Below are 20915 nucleotides of genomic sequence, written 5' to 3' on the forward strand. Positions count from 1 at the left end.
GATCCTCATTTACGCCGAATTAATATGCTCTTTGCAGTAGCGCCGTTTCCACGCCGCAGGCGTCAGGCTGGTATGTTTACGAAAGATTTTGCGAAAGTAACCCACATCATTAAACCCACATTTAATCGCCACTTCGGTAAGCGACAACGAATCGCTGATCAACAGTTTTTCTGCCGCCCTTACCCGCTGGCGATGCAACGCTTCAGTTAGCGTCAGCCGGAAAACGCTCCGGAATACACGCCCCAGATAGTCGGCATTGCAATGCAGTTCTTTCGCCAGAGTTGAAGCACTAATCGGCAGGTGGAACTGGGTGTGGATTATTTGTTGCGCTTTCCATGCCAGCGCATTACCGGGGCTATCTGCGGGTTGCTCGCTAGCCGCCGCAGAGATTTGCTGCAAAATCAGCAGTAGGATCAGTTCCAGCGCAACGCTGCGATGAATATTTTCCTGCTCGCGTAAGAACTGGCGAAACAGCGAAATAATATTTTGTGGCTCGCTAACCCGGGCATGCTGAGGAATCGCAAGCAACGGTTCTGTAAGTGAAGCATCGTTTTCTGCTGTCACCTCAAAGTGTAGCCAGTAAAATTTCAAATCAGCCGGAAACTGTCCCACACCAATATGCGAACGCTGCGGCCATAGCAGCAAACTTTCTCCGGCATTCACGCAAAAAACGGTCTGGCCTTCGCGAATCGTTAATGTCCCTTTTTCGACAAAGATAATTTCCCAGGATTGCAATTGCCGCGCCGGATGGCTTCCCACGCCTCGGGAAATAAATAGCCCACCATTTTGCACTTTAATCGGAAGAGACATGGATAATTCGAGCATATATATTCAAATTCCCGCTTATTGCATTATTTAAACCGATCTTTATCATTGATTATTAACGATAAACTTGCTTTTCGCCGGATCGAAATCACATTTTTATAATGAAGTCGGAATTGTCATCTTTTTATACTTTTCTCTTCCCTTGTTGACCCAAACATTTCGTGCAGAATAAATAACGTACTTTGCAAATTACAAACAAATAACCCGCAACGTAGCGGGATACTTTCTGAACATCCTCTCCGGGAGTTATTTATGACTTCGGCTCCGATTACGACATCTGATTTGGCACAACGTGCCCAGGACGACAAATTATCCCTGCGTGAAAAAATAGGTTATGGGTTAGGCGATGCTGGCGGGACGGTAATTACCTGTCTGATCATGAACTTCCTGACATTTTTCTACACCGATGTCTTCGGGTTAACGCCCGCGCTGGTCGGCACATTGTTTATTGCCCTGCGCGTATTTGATGCCATTTCCGATCCGATAATGGGCATACTTGCCGACCGCACGCAAAGCCGCTGGGGGCGTTTTCGCCCATGGCAGCTGTGGGTGGCAATTCCCATTGGCATCATTGGCGTACTCACGTTTACCGTCCCTGACGCCAGCATGAGCGTAAAAATCGCCTGGGCATTCGGCACCTATCTACTGCTTTCTGTCGGCTATACCGCCATCAACGTACCGTATTGTGCGCTGATCAACACCATGACGACCCGCCATAACGAGGTGATCGCCTGTCAGTCCTGGCGCTTTGTGCTGTGCGGCGTGGCGGGATTCCTTGTCTCCGTTGGTCTGCCGTGGATGGTGGATATTCTGGGTCAGGGCAATGCCGCGCAGGGTTATCAGTTCGGCGTGGGCATCCTGTGCGCCATCGCGGTGGTGATGTTCCTGTGCTGCTTCTTCTGGGTTCGCGAGCGTGTGCCGCTGGCGATGATGGGGAAATTTACCCTGCGTGAACACATTGGTGGGCTACGCAAAAATGACCAGTTGCTGCTGATGCTGGTGATGTCTTTCCTGCTGATTAACGTCTTCAATATTCGTGGCGGCGGGTACATGTATTTCATTACCTACGTGCTGGAAGGCAGTACCGCTTACACGTCGCTGTTTTTCACCATGGTGACCTTTGCGTCCATCATCGGTTCAGTGGTTGTCAGCCCGCTGACCCGCCGTATAGATACCGTCAAACTCTATTACTACACCAACCTGGTGCTGGCAGCCCTGGCAGTGATGATGTGGTTCCTGCCAACCGGTTCGGCTTATCAAACATTATGGCTGGCGGTGATCCTCGGCAACGGCATTATTCTGGGCTTCACGCTGCCACTGCACTTCTCGCTGATGGCCTTTGCCGACGACTACGGCGAGTGGAAAACCGGCGTGCGTTCTTCCGGCATGAATTTCGCCTTCAACCTGTTTTTCATCAAGCTGGCCTGGGCCTCGAGCGCGGGGATCATCAGCCTGCTGTTTATTTTTGTCGCCTATCAGCCAGGCGCTGGTAATCAAACCTCCAGTTCGCTGCAAGGAATTACCGCGATGGAAACGCTGCTGCCCGCACTGTTCCACCTGCTGCTGGCGCTGTCTGTCCGCATCTGCAAACTCAATAATCCGATGATGTCGCGCATTGCCACCGATCTGCGTCAGCGTCATGTACAGCCTTAAGGAGCACGAAATGAACGTACTGGAAGTCGACCTGCATAAGCTCACCGTCAGCGATCCGTTCCTCGGACAATACCAACAGTTGGTCCGTGATGTCGTGATCCCCTACCAATGGGATGCGCTCAATGACCGCATTGCAGAGGCGGAACCAAGTCATGCAATAGAGAACTTTCGTATCGCCGCAGGACTGCAGGATGGCGAATTTTACGGCATGGTTTTTCAGGATAGCGACGTAGCGAAATGGCTGGAGGCAGTCGCCTGGTCCCTGTGCCAGAAATCTGATGCGGAACTTGAGAAAACCGCAGATGAGGTCATCGAGTTGGTAGCCGCTGCGCAGTGTGAAGACGGCTATCTCAATACATACTTTACAGTAAAAGCCCCGGATGAACGTTGGACTAACCTTGCCGAGTGTCATGAGTTGTACTGTGCAGGTCATTTGATCGAAGCAGGCGTCGCGTTCTTTCAGGCGACGGGAAAACGTCGTCTTTTAGACGTAGTGTGCCGCCTGGCAGACCACATCGATAACGTTTTCGGGCCTGGAGAGAATCAACTGCGCGGCTATCCGGGACACCCGGAAATTGAGCTGGCGTTAATGCGCTTATACGAAGTGACCCAGCAACCACGCTATATGGCGCTGGTAAATTACTTTGTGGAACAGCGCGGCGCGCAACCCCATTTCTATGATGAAGAGTACGAAAAGCGTGGCCAAACCTCTTACTGGCATACTTACGGCCCGGCATGGATGGTGAAGGATAAACCCTATAGCCAGGCTCATCAGCCCATATCAGAACAGCAAACGGCGATCGGTCATGCAGTACGTTTTGTTTATCTGATGACCGGCGTGGCGCATCTGGCACGCTTGAGCCAGGACGAAGGCAAACGTCAGGATTGCCTGCGTCTGTGGAAAAACATGGCCCAGCGTCAGTTGTACATTACCGGCGGGATCGGTTCACAAAGCAGCGGCGAGGCGTTTAGCAGTGATTACGATCTGCCTAACGACTCCGTGTATGCGGAAAGCTGCGCCTCAATCGGTCTAATGATGTTCGCCCGCAGAATGCTGGAGATGGAGGCAGACAGCCAGTATGCCGACGTGATGGAGCGCGCCCTGTATAACACTGTATTGGGCGGGATGGCGCTCGATGGCAAGCACTTCTTCTATGTGAACCCGCTGGAAGTGCATCCTAAATCATTAAAATTCAATCATATTTATGACCACGTGAAACCCGTTCGTCAGCGCTGGTTTGGCTGCGCCTGTTGCCCGCCGAATATCGCCCGCGTGTTAACCTCAATTGGTCATTACATCTACACACCACGTCAGGACGCGCTGTATATCAATATGTACGTGGGCAATAGCATGGAAGTCCCCGTGGCGGATGGCTCGCTCAAGCTGCGCATTAGCGGGGATTATCCATGGCATGAGCAGGTGAAAATCGCCATCGAATCACCGCAGTCGATATATCACACCCTGGCCCTGCGCCTGCCAGACTGGTGCACCGCACCGCAGGTTTTACTGAATGGTCAGCCAGTTGAGCAGGATATTCGCAAAGGCTATTTGCACATCAGCCGAACCTGGCAGGAAGGCGATACGCTCAGTCTGACCCTGCCAATGCCGGTGCGTCGGGTGTACGGAAATCCATTAGTGCGCCATGTTGCTGGTAAGGTCGCTATTCAGCGTGGACCGCTGGTGTATTGCCTGGAGCAAGCCGACAACGGCGAGGAATTGCATAATCTGTGGTTGCCAAAAGAGAGTGAGTTCAGAGTATTCGAGGGTAAGGGGCTGTTCAGCCATAAAATGTTAATTCAGGCTGAAGGCGTGAAGCAAAGTACAGCCGATGCAGCACAACAATCGTTGTGGCACTACGATGTTTCCCCAACTTCGCGTCAGGCGCATACATTGACGTTTATTCCGTGGTTTAGCTGGGCAAACCGTGGTGAAGGCGAAATGCGTATCTGGATAAACGAGCAGTAATTAAACCGTGCCGGATGGCGACGCTTCACGTCTTATCCGGCCTACAAAACCCATCCACGTAGGCCTGATAAGCAAAGCGCCATCAGGCACATATTTAAATCAGAAACGCCAGGTCAGACCGGACATAAAGGTGAAGCTGTCATCGCGATCAACCATTGGGCTATTTTTAATGTCATCCGGCAGTGCGCTATAGTTGGCGCTTGCCAGCAGCGTCAGGTTAGTGGTCAATGCGTATTTAGCGGACAGGCCAACATACGGTGTCCAACTATCGCCTGGGGAATAGCTTGATAAGCCACTACGACGGGACTCATTACCCGATATGCCGTAGTAGTATTCATTGAATTTTTCGTCATAGTAGAGCACGCCAATCGATGGCGTCAGCGTCAGCTTGCCCATCGGCATTGGACGGAACAGTGAAACTTCCCCTATCCAGCCATTACTGTTGTCCAGCACATCCGCAGCGGCGGAGACTTTCACGCTACCCCATCTTTCATGGTGATACCACGCGGCACCCGCCATTGCAGTTGCGTCACGCTTATCCAGCTTTTTCATCGCATGATCGTCATTATCGCCGGGATCAAACTCAAGCGGCATATAAGAGGCAGTAATACTAAATTCATTACTTTCACTCTTAGACAAAATATAACCTAGCGTTGTTTGCCTAAAATAAAATGATTCACTTTCGTAACTGACAAGCGGTACTGCGTGAACATTATCATTATACCCGCGATAAGGTGATTCATTATATACAGCACCAGCGCCAATAGAAAACTCTGCGGCAGTTGCACTCGCCATAAAAGAAAAGGCGAGCAGCGCCACAATATTGTGTTTAATTAACATGCCAACATTCCATTTTAAAATAAGCTACAAAGCTGGTGCATAATAATGCTTACAATTTCATCGGTGCAAGGTTCATATTTATATAGTAATATATAAAAAATTATATATATTGGGCTTGGCGATGAATAAATTACAACTTAAACACCGGGAGCTGAAGATTATTTCGGTAATCGCTGCCAGTGAAAATATCAGTCATGCCGCTACTGTTCTCGGCATCGCGCAGGCCAATGTCAGTAAATATCTTGCTGATTTTGAATCAAAAGTTGGATTAAAGGTGTTTGACCGCACCACCCGGCAGCTGACCCTCACGCCGTTTGGTATAGCGTTACTTCCTTACATCAATGACATGTTAGACAGAAACGAGCAGTTAAATAATTTCATTGCTGATTATAAGCACGAGAAACGTGGCAAAGTAACGGTATATGCCCCAACCGGTATTATTGCTTACTTATCGCAACATGTTATTGCAAAAATCCAGAATATCGGCGGCATTAGCCTCTCACTTAAAACATATAACCTTGAACGAAAGGCATTTTATGAGGGTGTCGACTTTCCTGATGATTGTGATGTTTTAATCACCTATGCACACCCTAAAGATGAATCACTGGTCGCTAGTTTCATTACCAAGTATGCAGTAACGGCTTTTGCCAGCCCTGAATATATCAAAGAACATCCTATTAAGAGTCCGGAAGAACTGGAAGAACATTCCTGCATTCTTATTGATTCCATGATGATAGATGATGCCAATATCTGGCGCTTCACCTCCGCTGGCAGCAAGGAAATGCACGATTATCGGGTGACCGGAAATTATGTCTGCGACAATACACAGTCTGCATTGGCGCTGGCACGTAACCATCTGGGCATTGTTTTTGCGCCGAATGCGAGTGTACAAAAAGACGTTCAATCAGGATTGCTGGTTCCATGTTTCTCAGAACAACATGAATGGTGGCTGGATTTGGTGGCGATTTTCCGCAAGCGCGAATATCAGCCATGGCGGGTACAGTTTATTCTTGATGAGATGCTGGCAGAGATCCGCCAGCAGCTTACTCAGTCGCTGGAGCAGCAGACTGGGCAAGCAAAATAGCCTGCGTCTAATGGTCGAGATACAGGTAATGCACCCAGCTGGTCATCCGTAGTAAGACCTTGCGCATGACCGACACATGTTCGAAGTGGTCAGAGTAAACGGCGACCTGGGCGTAAATCCCATCAGGTAACGCGTTCACATCCGCATTGTCGTTCAGCTCAATCGTGGCGATCACCCCTTCCGAACCGGGCGTAGAGTTTAAAGATTGCAGTGCCCCGTTCGACTGGTATGTACCACCCGGTACTGCCGGACTAATGGCGGCCAGTTTACCGCTAAACACCTTACCCGGCAGAGCGTTAAACACCACTTCCGCTTCATCGCCTGGCTCCAGCCGCAACAGCGAGTTTTGACGGAACTGGGCGATAATTTGTCTTTTTTGATCCGGGATGAATACCATTACCGGACGCATCGGCAGTGCGGCGGCATAGGTTCCTGGGCGCATCAGCACCTGCGTGACGTAACCATCGCTGGGCGCGCGAACCACGGTCTGGTCCAGGTTAAACTCTGCTTCCGCTAGCTGTGCTTTCAGGCTGGCAATTTGCGAATTCTCACCCAGTACCAGGCTGTCTAACTGACTCTGAATTTGCTGCTGTTCTGCAACGGAGGATTTCACCGAGGCTTCCTGCGCCAGGTAGTTTTGGCGCGCCGCATCGATATCGCGTTCAGAAAAAGGATTCACCTTCGCCTGACTCCCCTGCGCATAGCGCTGGTAATCTTTTGCCAGTTTGTCACGCGTGGCCTTTGCCCGCTGCGTGTTGGCTTTCATTTCGTCTAACTGCGCAACCAGAGCCTGCTCTTTATGCTGTGCGGTGACAATATCAGCCTTCAGGCGATCGACCCGCGCCTGATAACGCCCTGGATTAAGCTTAAACAGAACCTCGCCTTTTTTGATTAGCGTATTCTTCTTATCCGTCACTTCTGTCACTACACCCGTTACCTGCGGCACCACGGGAATAGAAATTACCGCTTTTTGTGCCTTAAATGTATACGGATGGTTATAATTCATCAGTAATATAAGTCCGCAAACAATGAATATACCGCCTAATGCCGCGGTAGGAACTGTCCATTTATTTACAGGAATTTTAAAAATTTTAAATATTGACCATGCACACGCCACATAGGTCAGAACAATCAGTAAATCCATCGATATTACTCCGCCGGAGAGGTCTTGGCCTCACCCAGTTTCTTTTCCAGATCCGCAACCCTTGCCTGAAGCTGGATCAGGGAAGAATCCGCGCTCTGCATACCCCATCCGCGCTCTGGGCGATAAAGCGTTGCCCAGATCCATAAAAAGGGCCAAATAACATGTAAGGTAAACAAACTAACCCAACCCGCAACATGTATTGCGTCGGCATGAGGATGGTTACGTTTCTTTGCAATTAGATAGGGAATATCATGCAGAATAATAATCCCGTAAAAAATGACCAGGAATACAAAAATAAGCACTCCTAATGCAAAATAATTAAGGAACATATTTGCCTCAGGGATTTAAATTAAGAATTTCGGATGCAATTTGATTTAAACAATAGAGTTGATAATAGTATTGGAATGACCAGATTGGATGCAATTATCTTATTTATATAACGATATATGGGTTTATATATACCCGTCGTCTTTTGAGCTGCTTCTTTGTTGGCTGCGTTCGTTCACCCCAGCCACATACCTGAGGACATAACTTGATGCCCGGTACGCTAAACGCGACCGGGCAGTAGGTGACGTGAAATTAAAACAGCCCCAGTGGTTTATCAGAGTAGCTCACTAACAGGCATTTGGTTTGCTGATAATGCTCAAGCATCATCTTATGCGTCTCGCGCCCGATGCCCGACTGCTTGTAGCCGCCGAACGCCGCATGAGCAGGGTAAGCATGGTAACAGTTGGTCCAAACTCGCCCCGCCTGAATCCCACGTCCCATTTTGTACGCCAGATTTCCATTACGACTCCAGACGCCAGCGCCAAGCCCATATTGGGTGTCATTAGCGATTTCCAGCGCCTCTTCCATGGTTTTAAACGTCGTGACAGCCAGCACCGGCCCGAAGATCTCCTCCTGGAAAACCCTCATGTTGTTCTTACCAAAAAGAATGGTCGGTTCGAGGTAGTAACCCTCTTTTAACTCGCCATCCAGCTGCTTGCGCCGCCCGCCGGTGAGAACATCTGCCCCTTCTTTCTTACCAATGTCGATGTAATTCAGAATGGTTTCCAGTTGACCATGCGACACCTGTGCGCCCATTTGCGTCACGCTGTCTAACGGGTTGCCGCTACGGATACTTTCCACCCGACGAATGGCTCTTTCCATAAAACGTTCGTAAATGGATTCTTGTACCAGCGCACGACTTGGACAGGTACATACTTCGCCCTGGTTGAAGGCAAACAATGCAAAACCTTCCAGCGCTTTGTCAAAGAACGCATCTTCTTCATCCATCACGTCCGCGAAGAAGATATTGGGTGATTTCCCGCCCAGCTCCAGCGTAACAGGGATAATGTTCTGCGTGGCGTACTGCATGATCTGCTGCCCGACTTCCGTTGAGCCGGTAAACGCCACTTTCGCAATACGTTTTGACGTCGCCAGATACTCACCGATTTCCCCCCCTGCGCCGTTGACCACGTTCACCACGCCAGGCGGGAGCAGATCGCCGATGACTTCCATCAGCAACAGTACGGACAGTGGCGTCAGGCGCGCGGGTTTCAGCACCACGCAGTTACCGGCTGCCAGGGCGGGCGCCATCTTCCAGCTGGCCATCAATAGCGGGAAGTTCCACGGGATAATTTGCCCTACCACGCCAAGAGGTTCATGGAAGTGATAAGCCACGGTTTCGCTATCAACCTCGCTGATTCCCCCTTCCTGTGCACGAATACAGGACGCGAAATAGCGGAAATGGTCAATCGCCAGCGGCACATCTGCCGCGCTAGTTTCGCGGATGGGTTTACCGTTATCCCAGGTTTCTGCCGTCGCCAGCAGTTCCAGGTTTTGCTCCATACGATCGGCGATTTTGAACAGAATCGCCGCTCTGTCCTGCACGGATGTCTGCGCCCACTTGTCTTTTACTTTGTGCGCGGCATCCAGTGCCAGATCGATGTCCTTTTTGCCGGAAGAGGCCACTTCGCACAGTAGTTGCCCGGTCACCGGTGTCAGGTTTTGGTAATACTCACCGTCCGCCGGGGCGACCCAGTCACCGCCGATAAAGTTATCGTATCGGGCTTTTAACTTCAGAGGGTAACCATACTCGCCGGGGTAAATACGCGTTGAAGGGGGGTTATTGGTCATGACCGTCTCCTTGCTGTAGGGGTACTACAAGGGTAGACGGGACTGGCGAATAATTCGCCAGCCTTTTACTGCTTTACGACAGGTATCACGAATTACATGGCAGCACGATAAATCGCCATGATTTCTTCATGTGTCGCCTGAATCGGGTTAGTGAAACCACATGCATCTTTCAGGGCGTTAGTCGCCAGAACGGCAAAATCTTCTTCTTTCACGTTCAGCTCACGCAACCCGGCTGGAATGTTCACTTTCTGCGCCAGTTCGCGGATCGCCGCGATGCAGGCTTCTGCCCCTTGCTCTTCGCTCAGACCAGCAACGTTCACACCCATTGCCGAGGCGCAATCGCGCAGGCGGGCGGCAGCCACTTTGCTATTAAATACCTGTACATGCGGCAGCAGTACGGCATTACATACTCCGTGTGGCAAATCGTAGAAGCCACCCAGCTGGTGCGCCATCGCATGCACGTATCCCAGAGAGGCATTGTTAAAGGCCATACCTGCGAGGAACTGCGCATAGGCCATGGCTTCGCGCGCCTGAGCATTGCTGCCCTCTTCCACGGCGACCGGCAGGTTTTCCGCAATCATGGTGACGGCTTTAAGCGCGCACGCATCGGTAATAGGGGTCGCGGCAATAGAAACATAGGCTTCAATAGCGTGAGTCAGCGCATCCATACCGGTAGCCGCCGTCAGAGACTTCGGCATACCGACCATCAGCGAGGAGTCATTGACGGACAGCAGCGGCGTAACATGCTTATCCACAATCGCCATTTTAATGTGGCGTACTTCATCGGTAATGATGCAGAAGCGGGTCATTTCAGATGCCGTACCCGCCGTGGTGTTGATGGCAATCATCGGCAGTTGCGGTTTTGCAGAGCGGTCAACGCCTTCGTAATCACTAATATCGCCGCCGTTAGCCGCCACCAGCGCAATCCCCTTCGCACAATCGTGCGGGGAACCGCCGCCGAGAGAAATAACACTATCACAGTCATTTTCTTTCAGCATTTTCAGGCCAGCAGCAACGTTACTGGTCGTAGGGTTAGGATGCGTACCATCATAAATTACGCTGAAAATATCACGTTCCTGCAGCGCTTTTTGAATTTCACTCGCCATACCTAATTTCGCCAGCATGGCGTCCGTGACAATCAGCGTACGGCGAAAACCATATTCCGCCATTGTATTCATTGCATCTTTTAATGAACCAGCGCCAATTACATTCACAGAAGGAATAAAAAATGTTGAAGCAGCCATTGTACGATCCTTAACTACTCAAAAGAGGTAGGAAGCATACGAGTGAAATTTCCAACAAAATATGATCGTGGTTGTTATTTTAATAACACTCACAATTAAAAAGCACATTAGGTTCATAATCTAATGTGCTTATTTCAATCAACATCTATTTTGTATTAATTCATTTAATCCATGAATTAATTGTTTCATTATTTTTCAGGGAACAGCAATGCATCGCGTAATAAATGATCATTTCCCCGACGACGAGTAAAACCAATGCGGTCAAAATATTCCAGAATCTGAATAGCCAATTTGCGCCCGACGTTAAGTCTGTCGCGAAAATCGGCTGCACAGGTCGATCCCCGTTCCTGATCCAGTTCGCGGATCATATTGGCAAAGGCCACAATCCGATCGTTACGGTAATAACGATCTTTCACGATCGCGGTGATGATGCCTTGCTGCGCCGCCTGACGTAATGACACACGCATCATCTGCTCATCCGTGCCCGTCTGTTTTGCCAAATCGCGCACCCACCACGGCTCATCGCCAAAAAGCGGTTCTACTTTTTGCCAGAGTGCCAACTGCTCATCGCTGAAACCCGCCTTATGTTCCGGCAAATGCAACCAGCCATGATGGCTATGGATGGCGCCACTCTCGCGCATCTTTTCAATCAGCAGCAAGACCAGCGCTTCGTCTTCCATCGGCAAAGCCATACGGCGCAGGCGCTCGCGCCCGGGCCCTGGTTCATCACGGTGCTGCTCATGGTAGGTCGCCAGCGTATCGAGAACTTTCCGCTGCCAGCGCGCGGCAACGGGGGCATTCAACAGGCTGTATCCCGCCTGAATAAATCCATGTTGCTCAATCAACGGACGCATACCGTTGCCATTGAGCTGACGCGCCCAGGCAAAGTCAGGAATATTCACCGCCCCACGCGTCAGGTGCAGCGCCAGAGCGTCACCGTCAGTCTGCGCGTTTTCCAGCGCCGACAGCCACTGCAAATACTCCGGCTTACGTTTTCCGCGACGCGGCGGATTGAGCGTGACCACGCGCGCGCCAGCCAGCGTCGTACGGGCAGAAATATCGCGCAGCACCAGACGGTCGTTATCGGCGAGCCAGAGTGGTGTATCAAACACCAGTTCCGCCAGTGTCCCTTCAAGCAGCGAGATACGCCCGGTAACATGGCTAGCCGCGTGGTGAATATGCAGCGGTTGCCACTGCATCAGCGGCGCGGCATGTTCTAAAGAAACAATCACGCGGGTAAAAGCCTCTGGCGGCGCATCGGAAAGCAGCCAGTCGCCACGGTTTAGTTCTTCTTTTTGCGCATCGCCGGCAATATTCAGCGCAATACGTTGTCCCGCTTGCGCGCGGTCGGTGGCCTGATTTTGTGCATGCAGGCTACGTACGCGCATCGGTTTGTTGACGCCCGTGAGCCACAGCGTGTCACCGACATTCACTTCACCGCTGAGCGCCGTCCCGGTCACCACCAGCCCTGCGCCTTTGACCGTAAAGGCGCGGTCAATCGCCAGGCGGAAGCTGTGATCGCGGGCATGCTCGCGCGACGTTAATTGCAACAAATGGTCACGCAGTTCCTCGATGCCACGGCCTTCACTGGCCGCAGTGACGAAAAGCACCGACTCCGCGAAACCATAATTCCCCAGCGTGGCCTGAATCTCCGCACGCACCTCTTCAATTCTTGCTTCGTCTACGCGGTCGGCTTTCGTGAGCGCCACGGTGATCTGCGGATTGCCCGTCAGCTGCAGAATTTGCAAATGCTCACGGGTTTGCGCCATTACGCCATCATCACACGCCACCACCAGCAACGCGTGATCGATGCCGCCGACCCCCGCCAACATGTTGGACAGAAACTTTTCGTGTCCAGGAACGTCGATAAACCCCAGCACCCGCCCGTCCGGCTGCGGCCAGTAGGCATAACCGAGATCGATGGTCATGCCGCGCTTTTTTTCTTCCGGCAGACGGTCGGCATTTACGCCAGTAATCGCCTGTAATAACGTTGTTTTTCCGTGGTCAACGTGTCCGGCGGTTGCAATAATCATTTCAGCATCATCTCCATAAACCGGGTCTCGTCTTCAAGGCAGCGCAGATCCAGCCATAAGCGGCCATCATAAATTCGCCCAATAATCGGCACGGGCAGCGTACGCCAACGGGCTGCCAACGCTTCGAGGCGGCTCCCGCGCCCGTCATGTGGGGTAAAGGTTAGCGCCGCGCTGGGCAGCCTATCAACAGGTAGTGAGCCGCTGCCAATCTGCGACAGGCAAGGCATCACATTCAGGGCGAACTCATCACCGTAATGTTCTGCAAGCTGTGCCTGTAATTGCTGTGCCTGCGCGTGGATTGCCTCTTGTGAGCGGGTGAGCTGGCGCAACGTCGGCAACTTCGCCGCCAGTGCTTCAGGGTGCAGGTAGAGCCGTAGCGTCGCTTCCAGAGCAGCCAGCGTCATTTTATCTGCCCGTAATGCGCGTTTCAGCGGATGGCTCTGCAAACGAGCGATCATCTCTTTTTTACCGACAATTATCCCGGCCTGCGGCCCGCCCAGCAGTTTATCGCCGGAGAAACTCACCAGACTGACGCCAGCAGCAATCAGTTGCTGCGGCATCGGCTCCTGCGGCAAGCCATACTGGCTGAGATCGACCAGCGAACCGCTGCCCAAATCCGCCACCACCGGAACATCCAGCTCCTGGCCAATGACGGCCAGCTCCGCCTCATCCACCGACTTTGTGAAGCCTTCAATGCTGTAATTACTGGTATGCACTTTCATCAGCAGAGCGGTATTTTCATTCACCGCCTGGCGGTAATCTTTCGCATGCGTCCGGTTGGTGGTCCCCACCTCGCGTAGAAGGCATCCGGCCTGACACATAACGTCCGGAATACGAAACGCGCCGCCTATTTCCACCAGCTCGCCGCGAGACACAACCACCTCTTTGCCGTTCGCCGTGGCAGCCAGCATAAGCAGAACAGCTGCCGCATTGTTATTGACGATACAGGCGTCTTCCGCCCCCGTCAGACGGCAGAGTAAATCCGCCAGGGCCCGATCCCGATGTCCCCGACCGGCATCATCCAGACTGTATTCCAGCGTCACCGGCGTGCGCATCGCCTGTACCACCGCCTCAATTGCTTCTTCGGCCTGCGACGCGCGACCAAGGTTGGTGTGCAGCACCGTTCCGGTCAGGTTAATCACTGGACGCAGTGCGCTTTGTGATTCTCGTTCCAGCCGGGCACTGGCTTCTTGCGCCCAGTCTTCACACCATGCCGGGAGCGCATGCGTGTCGCGAATAGCTTCTCTGGCTTCGTCGAGCATGTGACGCAGCAGGTCAACCACCCGGGTATGACCGTGAGATTCACGTAAGGCTGGGAAGGCGCTATCGCGCAATAAACGATCGATAGCAGGAAGCTGGCTGTAGAGTGAACGCAAGTCGCTTGTCATGAAAGGGCCTGGCTGTTGGTGACCCTCTCCACCGTAGAGAGGGATATCGATATAGGAAGGATTGTACCGTGACTTTGCTCAGGCGGACATAATACGCATCAAGCCTTTGGCGGTTCTGTACGGGCAAAACTTTCGCGTTGAAAGAGTGTTTCCACCAGTTTGACGAGACGCGGACGGTCCACACACCAGCCAGGTGCGACCCGACGGAAATTGAGATAACCGACGGCGCAGGCAATCGCAATGGTTGCCAGGTTAACCGTATCCGTTTTCAGTGTACCGTCCGCCAGATAGCCTTCCAGCACATCCAGACTACGGGTGATCTTCTCACGCTGACGTAACAATTCAGTTTCTGACTGCTGCGCTGCAGGGCGAGCCTGTTCGCGCACCGAAACTAAACCGGCATCCATAATACCGTCTGCCAATGCTTCCAACTGGCGTACCTTCAGCGCAGCCAGCGGATCACGCGGCAGCATGGCTGGTGCAATATCCAGTAGCTCTATATATTCCGCGATGACAGGAGAGTCAAACCAGTACTCGCCCTCATCGGTGACCAACGCAGGTACTTTGCCTAACGGGTTATAGCGCGCCACGCCGCTATCCGCGTTGTAGGGGAGTTCATTCACAAATTCGAAGGTAATGCCCTTTTCCAGTAACAGAATCGAAATTTTACGCACAAAAGGGCTGGTATAGCTGCCAATGAGTTTCATGCCGGGTCCTTTTTGCCAACTAAAAAGCGCTGCCCAACGATTGTGGGGCACCGCTTAGTATGGCTCAGGTCACTGAAAATGGCAGGTGATGGCAGTCTCAATGATCCAAATAAAGGTAATGCATCCAACTGGTCATGCGCAGCAGAACTTTACGCATTACCGACACGTGAGCGAAATGGTCGGAATAGACTGCGACCTGGGCATAGATACCGTCCGGCAGCGCATCCACATCGGCATTCGGATCCAGCTCAATTGTGGCCAGCACACCATCGGTACCCGGCACCACCGTTAAGGACTGTAATGCCCCCTGCGCCTGATAAGAACCGCCCGGCACAACCGGAAGAATGGAGGTCAACTTACCGGAGAAAACCTGACCAGGCAGTGCATTAAACACCACTTCCGCTTCATCGCCTGGTTTAAGGCGCAGCAGCGAGTTCTGGCGGAATTGCGCCACGATTTGCCGTTTTTGTTCAGGAATAAACACCATGACCGGGCGCAAAGGTAATGCCGCGGCATAGGTTCCCGGGCGAATTAAAATCTGCGTGGCATAACCGTTGCTGGGCGCACGAACCACCGTCTGTTCAAGGTTGTATTTGGCTTCGGCAAGCTGGGCACGCAGGGACGCAACCTGAGATTGTTCACCGTTGACCATACTGTCTAATTGGCTCTGAATCTGCGTCTGTTCTGCAACCGAGCCTTTGACCAACGCATCCTGTGCCAGATAGTTTTGCCGGGCGTTGTCGATATCGCTTTCAGAGAACGGGTTAACCTTCGCCTGGCTGCCCTTCAAATAGCGTTGATAATCTTTATACAGGCGGTCACGTTCCGCAGATACGCGAGTGGTATTAGCGACCGCTTCCGACAGTTGCGCTTTTAGGTTGTCGATATTATGCGTCGCGGTTACCAGGTCGGCCTGCAGTCTGTCTACACGCGCCTGATAACGTACCGGATCGAGCTTAAACAGCACATCGCCTTTTTTAATGAGCTGATTATTCTTATCCGTTACCTCACTAACAATTCCTGTGACTTGCGGAGTGACCGGAATTGAAATAACCGCTTTTTGCGCCGTAAAGGTATACGGGTGGTTATAGTTCATTAATAAAATCAATCCCGCAACAATGAACACCCCACCTAATGCAGCGGTAGCAAGCGTCCATTGGTTTACCGGAATACGGAATATTTTAAAGATGGCCCAGGCAAAGGCCACATAGGTCAGGACTATCAACAAATCCATGATTAAATCTCCGGAAAGGTGGAGTTATCGGTTTTTTTCTCCCCATCCAGTCTTTTTTCCAACTGGGTGATTCGCGCTGCCAGCGCGGCAATCTCAGGGTCTGACTCCTTTCCGGTCGGTGTGATGTGTGACTGCATTCCCCATCCCTTTTCAGGCTGGTAGAGCGTGGCCCAGATCCACAGGAACGGCCAAATAACATGAAGAGTGAACAAGCTCACCCATCCTGCAGTATGGATGGCATCGGCATGGGGATGGTTACGTTTTTTAGCCATGTTATAGGGAATATCATGAATGGCGATGATTCCGTAAAACAGAACCAGAAAAACGAAGATCAGCACGCCCAGTGCGAAATAATTTAGAAACATACCTGCCTCGAATTCACGCTAATTAGAGTTTTTTTATGCCGGCAGCCGTATGCACCCTGGCTGATGTTTTGAACATAACTGCAGTTAGGGGTTTTCGCCATATCACAAAAAAAATATTTTTTCTGGCGAGAAGTTGCTTTGTTTTGCAATAAAAATGTCAGGAGTAGAATCTGCCGCAGATCACATCTGCTCAAATCCAGATGAAAATACTTTGCGATCCACATCACAAAGATTCAACAAACAGCAAAACCAAAAATGTGAATTAGTTCACATTTAATCCCCATTTTTCATTAAATCTAACCCTGTGATGTTTTTTTGTACCGTTAATTTGTGATGCAAATCACATTAACTAACGCCATACACCCTATATTTACGTGACGAATGTCACATAAAAGGCCGTCGACTGGACAGTTGAACGATTCAGTGCCAGATTTCGCAGTATCTACAGGGTCCGGCTACCTCCTGCCGCTACATTAACAAACCTCGGGCTTTCAGCCTGCGCGATAGCAAACATAAGAAGGGGTGTTTTTATGTCATCCGATATTAAGATCAAGGTGCAAAGCTTTGGTCGATTCCTCAGCAACATGGTGATGCCAAATATCGGCGCGTTTATCGCGTGGGGTATTATCACCGCATTATTCATTCCGACAGGGTGGTTGCCGAACGAAACGCTGGCGAAGCTAGTCGGCCCGATGATCACCTATCTGCTGCCGCTGCTGATCGGTTATACCGGTGGTAAGCTGGTTGGCGGCGAGCGTGGCGGCGTGGTTGGCGCTATCACCACCATGGGCGTTATCGTCGGTGCAGATATGCCAATGTTCCTCGGCGCGATGATCGCAGGTCCGCTGGGCGGCTGGGCTATCAAACATTTCGACAACTGGGTAGACGGTAAGATCAAATCCGGTTTTGAGATGCTGGTGAATAACTTCTCCGCTGGCATCATCGGTATGATCCTCGCCATTCTGGCATTCCTTGGCATTGGCCCATTGGTTGAAGCGCTGTCAAAAATTCTGGCGGCAGGCGTTAACTTCATGGTTGTCCATGACATGCTACCGCTGGCATCTATCTTCGTTGAACCGGCGAAAATCCTGTTCCTCAACAACGCCATTAACCACGGTATTTTCTCACCGCTGGGTATTCAGCAGTCCCATGAGATGGGCAAATCCATCTTCTTCCTGATTGAAGCTAACCCGGGTCCGGGTATGGGCGTCCTGCTGGCGTACATGTTCTTCGGTCGCGGCAGCGCTAAGCAGTCTGCAGGCGGCGCGGCTATCATCCACTTCCTGGGTGGTATCCACGAAATTTACTTCCCGTACGTGCTGATGAACCCGCGCCTGATCCTGGCCGTTATTCTCGGCGGTATGACTGGCGTATTTACCCTGACTATCCTGAACGGCGGTCTGGTTTCTCCGGCGTCTCCGGGTTCTATCCTGGCCGTGCTGGCAATGACGCCGAAGGGTGCTTACTTCGCTAACATCGCTGCTATCTGCGCGGCTATGGCAGTCTCTTTTGTGGTCTCAGCCATTCTGCTGAAAACCAGCAAAGTGAAAGAAGATGATGACATTGATGCCGCAACCCGTCGTATGCACGACATGAAAGCGGAATCCAAAGGCGCATCTCCGCTGGCGGCTGGCGATGTAACCAACGACCTGAGCCATGTGCGTAAAATCATCGTTGCCTGCGATGCTGGTATGGGTTCCAGCGCCATGGGTGCGGGCGTACTGCGTAAGAAAGTGCAGGATGCGGGGCTGTCTCAGATTTCCGTCACTAACAGCGCGATTAACAATCTGCCGCCGGATGTGGATCTGGTCATTACCCACCGTGACCTGACTGAACGCGCGATGCGCCAGGTGCCTCAGGCACAGCACATTTCGCTGACCAACTTCCTCGACAGTGGCCTGTACTCCAACCTGACCGAACGTCTGGTCGCTGCGCAGCGCCACAACGTGAGCGAGGAGAAAGTTCGCGACCACCTGAAAGACAGCTTTGAAGAGGGTGATACCCACCTGTTCAAACTGGGTGCGGAGAACATCTTCCTTGGCCGTAAAGCGGCTAACAAAGAAGAAGCGATTCGCTTTGCTGGTGAGCAACTGGTGAAAGGCGGTTACGTTGAGCCAGAATACGTTGAGGCGATGCTGGACCGTGAAAAACTGACCCCGACTTACCTGGGTGAGTCCATCGCAGTACCGCACGGTACGGTTGAAGCCAAAGACCGCGTGCTGAAAACCGGTGTGGTGTTCTGCCAGTACCCGGAAGGCGTTCGCTTCGGTGAAGAAGAAGACGATATTGCCCGCCTGGTGATTGGCATCGCAGCGCGTAACAACGAGCACATCCAGGTGATTACCAGCCTGACCAACGCTCTGGATGATGAATCCGTGATCGAACGTCTGGCCCATACCACCAGCGTGGATGAAGTTCTGGAACTGCTTGCAGGTCGTAAGTAAGCGTTATTGCCCGGTGGCGCTCACGCTTACCGGGCCTACAAAATCCTCTCCCTTGTGGAGAGGGTTAGGTTGAGGGAAAAGCCTCACCCCAGCCCTCTTGGGTAAAAACATTAATGAAGGTTAATACTATGAAAGCATTACATTTTGGCGCAGGTAATATCGGTCGTGGCTTTATCGGCAAACTGCTGGCGGACGCGGGGATACAGCTGACGTTCGCGGATGTAAATCAGGTCGTGCTCGATGCCCTGAATGCCCGTCATAGCTATCAGGTTCATGTCGTGGGTGAAAACGAGCAGGTTGATACCGTCTCCGGTGTCAACGCCGTGAGCAGCATCGGCGATGATGTTGTTGAACTGATTGCCCACGTAGATTTAGTCACTACCGCCGTCGGTCCGGTCGTGCTTGAGCGTATCGCTCCGGCCATCGCCAAAGGGCTGGTTAAACGCAAGGCGCAGAGAATCACTACTCCACTAAATATCATCGCTTGTGAAAACATGGTGCGCGGAACGACTCAGTTGAAAGGCCATGTAATGAACGCGTTAGCAGATGAAGATAAAGCCTGGGTTGAAGAACATGTTGGCTTTGTCGATTCTGCCGTGGACCGCATTGTTCCGCCTTCGGCTTCAGCAACCAACGATCCGCTGGAAGTTACCGTAGAAACCTTCAGTGAGTGGATTGTCGACAAAACACAGTTCAAAGGTGAACTGCCAAATATCCCAGGAATGGAATTAACTGATAACCTGATGGCATTTGTCGAACGTAAACTCTTCACGCTGAACACCGGGCATGCTATAACCGCGTACCTCGGAAAATTGACCGGTCATCAGACTATCCGTGACGCGATTCTCGACGAGAAAATCCGCGCAGTGGTAAAAGGTGCGATGGAAGAGAGCGGCGCGGTACTGATCAAACGCTATGGCTTTGATGCAGCAAAACATGCGGCATACATTCAGAAAATCCTCGGCCGTTTTGAAAACCCGTATCTGAAAGATGACGTTGAGCGTGTGGGTCGTCAGCCGCTGCGTAAACTTAGCGCAGGCGATCGTCTGATTAAACCACTGCTGGGTACGCTGGAATATGGTTTGCCGCATGCGAATCTGGTTACCGGTATTGCGGCAGCGATGCACTATCGCAGCGAAGAAGATCCGCAGGCACAGGAACTGGCCGCACTGATTGACGAAAAAGGTCCACAGGCCGCGCTGGCGCAAGTTTCCGGGCTGGATGCCAACAGTGATGTCGTGCTTGAGGCTGTTAACGCGTATAACGCAAAGAAATGATGCAGGACCTGGCGCAGGATATCCTGCGCCTGAATAATAGATTGTCAGATATGCAGGCAATAATGGAACAAACGCAGGCCTTTGAAAATCGTGTGCTTGAGCGTCTGAATGCTGGCAAAACCGTACGCAGCTTCCTCATCACCGCCGTAGAACTGCTCACCGAGGCGGTAAATATACTTGTGCTTCAGGTATTTCGCAAAGACGACTATGCGGTGAAATACGCCGTAGAACCGCTGCTCGACGGCGATGGTCCGTTGGGCGATCTTTCTGTTCGTCTGAAGTTAATCTACGGCCTGGGCGTACTCAGTCGCCCGGAGTACGAAGATGCGGAGCTCCTGATGGCGCTGCGGGAGGAGCTGAATCACGACGGCAACGAATACGCATTCACCGACGACGAAATTCTTGGACCGTTTGGTGAACTTCACTGCGTGACGGCACTCCCGCCGCCACCCCAGTTTGATACCTCAGACTCTGGTTTGCATGCCATGCAGATCCAGCGTTACCAGCAGATGGTACGATCCACCATGGTCCTTTCCCTGACCGAGCTGATTTCTAAAATCAGCTTAAAAAAAGCCTTTCAAAAATAAGACGAT

Annotated in this window: 17 protein-coding genes; 6 read left to right on the plus strand and 11 right to left on the minus strand. The window is 51.7% G+C overall.

Translation table 11 applies throughout. The annotated features are described in order from the left end of the window. Positions 1-9: 9 nt before the first annotated feature. Positions 10-825, minus strand: a complete 816-nt coding sequence (locus tag OGY72_RS21740; protein ID WP_126317239.1) for a helix-turn-helix domain-containing protein — start codon at positions 823-825, stop codon at positions 10-12. A gap of 252 nt (positions 826-1077) precedes the next feature. Here OGY72_RS21740 and OGY72_RS21745 point away from each other — a divergent pair, with 252 nt between their 5' ends. Further along, the gene (locus OGY72_RS21745; protein ID WP_148361329.1) at positions 1078-2478 is read left to right on the plus strand and encodes an MFS transporter; all 1401 of its coding nucleotides are present in this window, start codon (positions 1078-1080) and stop codon (positions 2476-2478) included. A gap of 10 nt (positions 2479-2488) precedes the next feature. Further along, positions 2489-4444, plus strand: coding sequence for a glycoside hydrolase family 127 protein (locus OGY72_RS21750; protein WP_198579408.1), 1956 nt, complete (start codon positions 2489-2491; stop codon positions 4442-4444). A 99-nt stretch (positions 4445-4543) separates the two neighbouring features. Here the strand turns inward: OGY72_RS21750 and OGY72_RS21755 are convergent, their stop codons facing one another. Further along, complete coding sequence (locus tag OGY72_RS21755; RefSeq protein WP_286549411.1) at positions 4544-5284, minus strand: MipA/OmpV family protein; 741 nt, start codon at positions 5282-5284, stop codon at positions 4544-4546. Between the two features lie 121 nt (positions 5285-5405). Between OGY72_RS21755 and OGY72_RS21760 the strand changes: the two genes are divergently transcribed. Beyond that, the gene (locus OGY72_RS21760) at positions 5406-6368 is read left to right on the plus strand and encodes a LysR family transcriptional regulator (protein ID WP_286549413.1); all 963 of its coding nucleotides are present in this window, start codon (positions 5406-5408) and stop codon (positions 6366-6368) included. A gap of 7 nt (positions 6369-6375) precedes the next feature. On the opposite strand, the gene OGY72_RS21765 is transcribed toward OGY72_RS21760, so the two are convergent. From OGY72_RS21765 to OGY72_RS21805, 9 genes are all read right to left on the minus strand, one after another. Next, positions 6376-7512 (minus strand): HlyD family secretion protein, encoded by a 1137-nt coding sequence (locus tag OGY72_RS21765; RefSeq protein ID WP_003827345.1) that lies wholly within the window; start codon positions 7510-7512, stop codon positions 6376-6378. 5 nt (positions 7513-7517) lie between these two features. Next, positions 7518-7841, minus strand: a complete 324-nt coding sequence (locus OGY72_RS21770) for a DUF3302 domain-containing protein (RefSeq protein ID WP_003024200.1) — start codon at positions 7839-7841, stop codon at positions 7518-7520. 250 nt (positions 7842-8091) lie between these two features. Beyond that, positions 8092-9630 carry an aldehyde dehydrogenase AldB gene (gene aldB, locus OGY72_RS21775; RefSeq protein ID WP_003827344.1) on the minus strand — a complete coding sequence of 513 codons (1539 nt, stop codon included), beginning with the start codon at positions 9628-9630 and terminating at the stop codon, positions 8092-8094. A 92-nt stretch (positions 9631-9722) separates the two neighbouring features. Then, positions 9723-10874, minus strand: coding sequence for an L-threonine dehydrogenase (gene yiaY / locus OGY72_RS21780; RefSeq protein ID WP_003827343.1), 1152 nt, complete (start codon positions 10872-10874; stop codon positions 9723-9725). 188 nt (positions 10875-11062) lie between these two features. Beyond that, on the minus strand, positions 11063-12907 hold the full coding sequence (selB, locus tag OGY72_RS21785; RefSeq protein ID WP_126317234.1) for a selenocysteine-specific translation elongation factor: 1845 nt from the start codon (positions 12905-12907) through the stop codon (positions 11063-11065). Then, on the minus strand, positions 12904-14295 hold the full coding sequence (selA, locus tag OGY72_RS21790; protein ID WP_286549419.1) for an L-seryl-tRNA(Sec) selenium transferase: 1392 nt from the start codon (positions 14293-14295) through the stop codon (positions 12904-12906). Before selA ends, selB begins: the two co-directional genes overlap by 4 nt. A gap of 98 nt (positions 14296-14393) precedes the next feature. Next, positions 14394-15002 carry a glutathione S-transferase gene (locus tag OGY72_RS21795; RefSeq protein ID WP_003827340.1) on the minus strand — a complete coding sequence of 203 codons (609 nt, stop codon included), beginning with the start codon at positions 15000-15002 and terminating at the stop codon, positions 14394-14396. 97 nt (positions 15003-15099) lie between these two features. Further along, the gene (locus OGY72_RS21800) at positions 15100-16236 is read right to left on the minus strand and encodes an HlyD family secretion protein (protein ID WP_191228018.1); all 1137 of its coding nucleotides are present in this window, start codon (positions 16234-16236) and stop codon (positions 15100-15102) included. A gap of 2 nt (positions 16237-16238) precedes the next feature. Continuing rightward, complete coding sequence (locus OGY72_RS21805; protein ID WP_003827338.1) at positions 16239-16601, minus strand: DUF3302 domain-containing protein; 363 nt, start codon at positions 16599-16601, stop codon at positions 16239-16241. Positions 16602-17131: 530 nt separating this feature from the next. Between OGY72_RS21805 and mtlA the strand changes: the two genes are divergently transcribed. The 3 genes from mtlA to mtlR all read left to right on the plus strand — a co-directional run bounded on the left by mtlA (position 17132) and on the right by mtlR (position 20909). Next, entirely contained in the window at positions 17132-19045 is a 1914-nt protein-coding gene (gene mtlA / locus OGY72_RS21810; protein WP_286549430.1) for a PTS mannitol transporter subunit IICBA, read from the plus strand. 128 nt (positions 19046-19173) lie between these two features. Continuing rightward, positions 19174-20322, plus strand: a complete 1149-nt coding sequence (gene mtlD, locus OGY72_RS21815) for a mannitol-1-phosphate 5-dehydrogenase (RefSeq protein WP_003827336.1) — start codon at positions 19174-19176, stop codon at positions 20320-20322. Further along, positions 20322-20909 (plus strand): mannitol operon repressor MtlR, encoded by a 588-nt coding sequence (mtlR, locus tag OGY72_RS21820; protein ID WP_003024179.1) that lies wholly within the window; start codon positions 20322-20324, stop codon positions 20907-20909. The genes mtlD and mtlR overlap by 1 nt, the downstream gene beginning before the upstream one ends. Positions 20910-20915 lie beyond the last annotated feature (6 nt).

This window comes from Citrobacter sp. Cpo221, from assembly GCF_030332345.1.
Classification (GTDB): domain Bacteria; phylum Pseudomonadota; class Gammaproteobacteria; order Enterobacterales; family Enterobacteriaceae; genus Citrobacter; species Citrobacter portucalensis.

What these genes read in the sequence shown, in the direction of transcription:
- OGY72_RS21740 (WP_126317239.1), bottom strand. Translation starts at nt 825, where the DNA reads ATGCTCGAATTATCCATGTCTCTTCCGATTAAAGTGCAAAATGGTGGG.
- OGY72_RS21745 (WP_148361329.1), top strand. Translation starts at nt 1,078, where the DNA reads ATGACTTCGGCTCCGATTACGACATCTGATTTGGCACAACGTGCCCAG.
- OGY72_RS21750 (WP_198579408.1), top strand. Translation starts at nt 2,489, where the DNA reads ATGAACGTACTGGAAGTCGACCTGCATAAGCTCACCGTCAGCGATCCG.
- OGY72_RS21755 (WP_286549411.1), bottom strand. Translation starts at nt 5,284, where the DNA reads ATGTTAATTAAACACAATATTGTGGCGCTGCTCGCCTTTTCTTTTATG.
- OGY72_RS21760 (WP_286549413.1), top strand. Translation starts at nt 5,406, where the DNA reads ATGAATAAATTACAACTTAAACACCGGGAGCTGAAGATTATTTCGGTA.
- OGY72_RS21765 (WP_003827345.1), bottom strand. Translation starts at nt 7,512, where the DNA reads ATGGATTTACTGATTGTTCTGACCTATGTGGCGTGTGCATGGTCAATA.
- OGY72_RS21770 (WP_003024200.1), bottom strand. Translation starts at nt 7,841, where the DNA reads ATGTTCCTTAATTATTTTGCATTAGGAGTGCTTATTTTTGTATTCCTG.
- aldB (WP_003827344.1), bottom strand. Translation starts at nt 9,630, where the DNA reads ATGACCAATAACCCCCCTTCAACGCGTATTTACCCCGGCGAGTATGGT.
- yiaY (WP_003827343.1), bottom strand. Translation starts at nt 10,874, where the DNA reads ATGGCTGCTTCAACATTTTTTATTCCTTCTGTGAATGTAATTGGCGCT.
- selB (WP_126317234.1), bottom strand. Translation starts at nt 12,907, where the DNA reads ATGATTATTGCAACCGCCGGACACGTTGACCACGGAAAAACAACGTTA.
- selA (WP_286549419.1), bottom strand. Translation starts at nt 14,295, where the DNA reads ATGACAAGCGACTTGCGTTCACTCTACAGCCAGCTTCCTGCTATCGAT.
- OGY72_RS21795 (WP_003827340.1), bottom strand. Translation starts at nt 15,002, where the DNA reads ATGAAACTCATTGGCAGCTATACCAGCCCTTTTGTGCGTAAAATTTCG.
- OGY72_RS21800 (WP_191228018.1), bottom strand. Translation starts at nt 16,236, where the DNA reads ATGGATTTGTTGATAGTCCTGACCTATGTGGCCTTTGCCTGGGCCATC.
- OGY72_RS21805 (WP_003827338.1), bottom strand. Translation starts at nt 16,601, where the DNA reads ATGTTTCTAAATTATTTCGCACTGGGCGTGCTGATCTTCGTTTTTCTG.
- mtlA (WP_286549430.1), top strand. Translation starts at nt 17,132, where the DNA reads ATGTCATCCGATATTAAGATCAAGGTGCAAAGCTTTGGTCGATTCCTC.
- mtlD (WP_003827336.1), top strand. Translation starts at nt 19,174, where the DNA reads ATGAAAGCATTACATTTTGGCGCAGGTAATATCGGTCGTGGCTTTATC.
- mtlR (WP_003024179.1), top strand. Translation starts at nt 20,322, where the DNA reads ATGCAGGACCTGGCGCAGGATATCCTGCGCCTGAATAATAGATTGTCA.